The 3,851-nt window shown below is 71.4% G+C and carries 5 protein-coding genes; 4 read left to right on the top strand and 1 reads right to left on the bottom strand.

Annotation, left to right across the window (positions count from 1 at the left end; genetic code table 11):
- On the bottom strand, window positions 1-455 hold a 455-nt coding region (locus tag LJ221_RS10145), incomplete at its 3' end, for a methyltransferase domain-containing protein (protein WP_241715536.1).
- A 220-nt stretch (window positions 456-675) separates the two neighbouring features.
- Here LJ221_RS10145 and proS point away from each other — a divergent pair.
- From proS to LJ221_RS10125, 4 genes are all read left to right on the top strand, one after another.
- Window positions 676-2,091, top strand: a complete 1,416-nt coding sequence (gene proS, locus LJ221_RS10140; protein WP_241715535.1) for a proline--tRNA ligase — start codon at window positions 676-678, stop codon at window positions 2,089-2,091.
- Window positions 2,092-2,222: 131 nt separating this feature from the next.
- Window positions 2,223-2,873: a hypothetical protein gene (locus tag LJ221_RS10135; protein ID WP_241715533.1), complete on the top strand. Its 651-nt coding sequence runs from the start codon at window positions 2,223-2,225 to the stop codon at window positions 2,871-2,873.
- A 227-nt stretch (window positions 2,874-3,100) separates the two neighbouring features.
- The gene (gene rpsP / locus LJ221_RS10130) at window positions 3,101-3,535 is read left to right on the top strand and encodes a 30S ribosomal protein S16 (protein ID WP_241715531.1); all 435 of its coding nucleotides are present in this window, start codon (window positions 3,101-3,103) and stop codon (window positions 3,533-3,535) included.
- Window positions 3,536-3,537: 2 nt separating this feature from the next.
- Window positions 3,538-3,777: an RNA-binding protein gene (locus LJ221_RS10125; RefSeq protein ID WP_241715540.1), complete on the top strand. Its 240-nt coding sequence runs from the start codon at window positions 3,538-3,540 to the stop codon at window positions 3,775-3,777.
- Window positions 3,778-3,851 lie beyond the last annotated feature (74 nt).

Here is a 3,851-nt window from a genome sequence, read left to right as displayed (position 1 = left end):
ACCAGCTCGCGCTGTGCGTAGGGGCCCTCGGCGGAACGGGGTGCGCCCGCCAGCCGGGCGAGCACGGCCGCGTCGGGCAGGCTGTCGAAAGCGGTCACCAGCGTCGGCGGCGGCCCCTCGCGCAGCGCCGCTCGGTCCGGGCCGCCGTCCGGCCCGCCCGGCAGCACTCGCGCGGTCCAGTGCCGCGCGCCCCACTGCGGCTCCGGCAGCAGCCGCTGCCGGGCCAGCTCCAGGCGTGCCTCGTCGTTGTCCGTCCCCGTGACGGTCGCGCCCCGGGCCGCCGCCATCACCAGCGCCAGGCCCGAGCCGCAGCCCAGGCCCAGCACATGGGAGTGACGTCCGACCTCGAACCGTTCGTATACCGCTTCGTAGAGCGGAACCAGCATCCGTTCCTGAATCTCCGCCCAGTCCCGGGCGGGCCGCGGGAGGTGCCGCTGTGCGAGCGTGGGTGCCATCGCAACATCCCCATTCCGATGGAAGGATCGCCGGATAACCGGCCGCCGTCTCGTCCCCCGAGAGGTCCTGGAAGTCCCCGAAAGCCAGGGAACTGCGCATCTGTCCCCGAGTCCAGAGGGGCGCCGGGGTGTTTCCACCCGTGCTTGCCCGCGCGCACTCCTACGTTCCCCCGGCAGTCCGGTTCACGCATCCGCAGCAGACCGCCGTAACATGCGCGGCATGGCAAATGCTCCTGTGCTCACACCCCGGGCGGAAGACTTCCCGCGCTGGTACCAGGACGTGATCAACAAGGCCGGACTGGCCGACAACGGGCCGGTGCGCGGCACCATGGTCATCCGGCCGTACGGGTACGGCCTCTGGGAGCGGATGCAGCGGGAGATGGACGCCCGTATCAAGGCCGCGGGCGCCGACAACGCCTACTTCCCCCTGTTCATCCCCCAGTCCTACCTGACCAGGGAGGCCGAGCACGTCGAGGGCTTCGCCCCCGAGCTGGCCGTGGTCACGCACGGCGGCGGCAAGGAGCTGGAGGAGCCGGTAGTCGTCCGGCCGACCTCCGAGACGATCGTCAACGAGTACTTCGCCAAGTGGGTGCGGAGCCACCGTGACCTGCCCCTGCTGATCAACCAGTGGGCCAACGTGGTGCGCTGGGAAATGCGTCCGAGGGTCTTCCTGCGAACGAGTGAGTTCCTGTGGCAGGAGGGGCACACCGCCCACGCCACCTACGAGGATGCGCGCGACTACGCCGCCCGCATCCACCGCGAGGTCTATGCCGACTTCATGGAGAACGTCCTGGCCATGGACGTCGTACTGGGCCGCAAGACGGCCAGGGAGCGCTTCGCGGGCGCCGTCAACACCCTCACCCTGGAGGGCATGATGGGCGACGGCAAGGCCCTGCAGATGGGCACCAGCCACGAGCTGGGCCAGAACTTCGCCAAGGCGTTCGGCACCCGCTACCTGTCGAAGGACGGCGGGCGGGAACTGGTCTGGCAGACCTCCTGGGGCACCTCCACCCGGATGGTCGGCGGCCTGATCATGATGCACGGCGACGACGACGGCCTGCGGATCCCGCCGCGCCTGGCCCCCGTCCAGGCCGTCGTCCTGGCCGTCAAGGGCGATGACGCGGTGCTGGCGAGGGTCCGCGAGGCCGGCGACCGGCTCGCCGCGGCCGGTGTCCGGGTGAAGGTGGACGACCGCACCGACACCCCCTTCGGCCGGCGGGCGGTGGACTGGGAGCTCAAGGGCGTGCCGCTGCGCGTCGAGATCGGTCCGCGCGACCTGGAGAACGGCACCGCGATGCTGGTCAGGCGCATCGCCGGGGGCAAGGAGCCGGTGGCACTCGACGTCCTGGCCGAGCTGTGCCCGAGACTTCTGGAGGAGGACCAGGCGCTGCTGCTGCGCCGGTCCCGCGAGCGTCGCGAGGCCCGCACCTCAAACGTGCGGACGGTGGAGGAGGCCGCCGAGGCCGCCGCCGGCGGCGGTTGGGCCCGCATCCCCTGGACCGGTCTGGGCCCGGAGGGTGAGGCGAGACTCGCGGAGCAGGGCGTCACGGTACGCTGCCTGGTCGGCGAGGACGGATCGGTACCCGAGTCCGACGACGCCCCGGGTGCGGTGGCCGTGGTCGCCCGCTCCTACTGAGCCGCCGGGCCGCCCGGACACGGTGTGCGGAGTCCCACCGGGCGTCCCGCCCAGGAGCCGGCCGGACTCGGCATACCGGCCCCGACGGCGCGCATCAACCCGAACTGGCGGGTAGGTGCAAATTATTTGGGATGCCCCGTAATCGGAACACCGGGACACTCTGGCTCGTTGTGCACGACGTGAGCACGACACCACCTGTACTAGCCGCCGAGCTGGCGCTCGCGTGGGCCGACATTCAACGGCACCACCCGGAGCTGCCCGATCTGGCCGCCCCCGAATCGCTGATCGGGGAGTCGTCGTCCGCCTGCGGCGCCGAGCTCTCCTTCGAACGGCTGCTGCACGAGGCCGTCCACGGGATCGCCGCCGCCCGCGGAGTCCGGGACACCTCGCGTGCCGGCCGCTACCACAATCGCCGCTTCCTGGCGATCGCCGAGGAGCTGGGCCTGGAGCACTCGGAGGAGCCGCATCCGAGCAGCGGCTTCTCGCTGGTCGTGATGAGGCCCGAGACCAGAAGGCGCTACCGGCCCACCATCGAGCGGCTGCAGCGCGCTCTGCGCGCGCACAGCGCTGCCACCGCCACCGACACCTCGCGCTCCTTCCGCGGCCCCGCCGCGCGGCACGGTTCGTCGGGTGGCGGAGTGCGGGTCAAGGCCGTGTGCGACTGCGGGCGCAACGTCCGGGTCGTCCCGTCCGTACTGGCCCAGGCGCCGATCATGTGCGGGGCCTGCGGGAAGCCGTTCCGCATTCCGGACAAGGAGAAGGAGGCGGTCGGGGTGGGCTGAGGCGCCGCGAAGCCGTGCCGGGCCGGGGGGCCGGGGGAGGCCGGATGCCGGCCGCCCCCCGCGGGGTACGGCACAAGAGGTGTGGCACAATGGGCGGCTGTACTCGACAGCCGCACAGGACCCCTCTCTCCTCCGGCTGACGCGTCCACTCGGACACTCGGGTACCACAACCCCACGTGGCATCCCGCCGTGTCCAACCACGCCAGAGACCAGGAGACACCACACCCGTGGCAGTCAAGATCAAGCTGAAGCGACTGGGCAAGATCCGTTCGCCTCACTACCGCATCATCATCGCCGACTCCCGTACCCGTCGCGACGGCCGGGCCATCGAAGAGATCGGTCTGTACCACCCGGTGCGGAACCCCTCCCGCATCGAGGTTGACTCGGAGCGCGTCCAGTACTGGCTGGGCGTCGGCGCGCAGCCGACCGAGCCGGTCCTGGCCATCCTGAAGGTCACCGGCGACTGGCAGAAGTTCAAGGGTCTGCCGGCCCCGGAGCCGATGAAGGTCGCCGAGCCCAAGGCCGACAAGCGCGTCCTCTTCGAGGCCGCTGCCAAGGAGTCGGCGGACGAGCCCAAGGGTGAGGCCATCACCCAGAAGGCGAAGAAGGCCGACAAGAAGGCGGACGAGGCCGAGGCCTCCGCCGAGTCGACCGAGGCGTGACCATGCTGGAAGAGGCCCTCGACCATCTGGTGAAGGGCATCGTCGACCACCCCGACGAGGTGCAGGTCGCCGCCCGCAACCCGCGCCGCGGGCGCGTGCTGGAGGTCCGGGTCCACCCCGACGACCTCGGCAAGGTGATCGGCCGCAACGGCCGCACCGCACGCGCGCTGCGCACCGTCGTGGGCGCTCTCGGCGGGCGCGGAGTCCGTGTCGACCTCGTCGACGTGGACCAGATCCGCTGAGGACCGCAGCAGACAACGCAGAGCACCGGCACGGGCCGGGGGGTCCCCGTACGCCGACGGCCACCGGCACGGGC

Source organism: Streptomyces sp. CNQ085 (genome assembly GCF_022614595.1).
Classification (GTDB): domain Bacteria; phylum Actinomycetota; class Actinomycetes; order Streptomycetales; family Streptomycetaceae; genus Streptomyces.
Note: the sequence above shows the minus strand (reverse complement) of the source record. Positions and strands in the feature narration are given on the sequence as shown.

Bases quoted from the DNA above. Each gene is read 5' to 3' on its own strand.
- proS (WP_241715535.1), top strand. From the start codon at position 676: ATGGCAAATGCTCCTGTGCTCACACCCCGGGCGGAAGACTTCCCGCGC.
- LJ221_RS10135 (WP_241715533.1), top strand. From the start codon at position 2,223: ATGCCCCGTAATCGGAACACCGGGACACTCTGGCTCGTTGTGCACGAC.
- LJ221_RS10125 (WP_241715540.1), top strand. From the start codon at position 3,538: ATGCTGGAAGAGGCCCTCGACCATCTGGTGAAGGGCATCGTCGACCAC.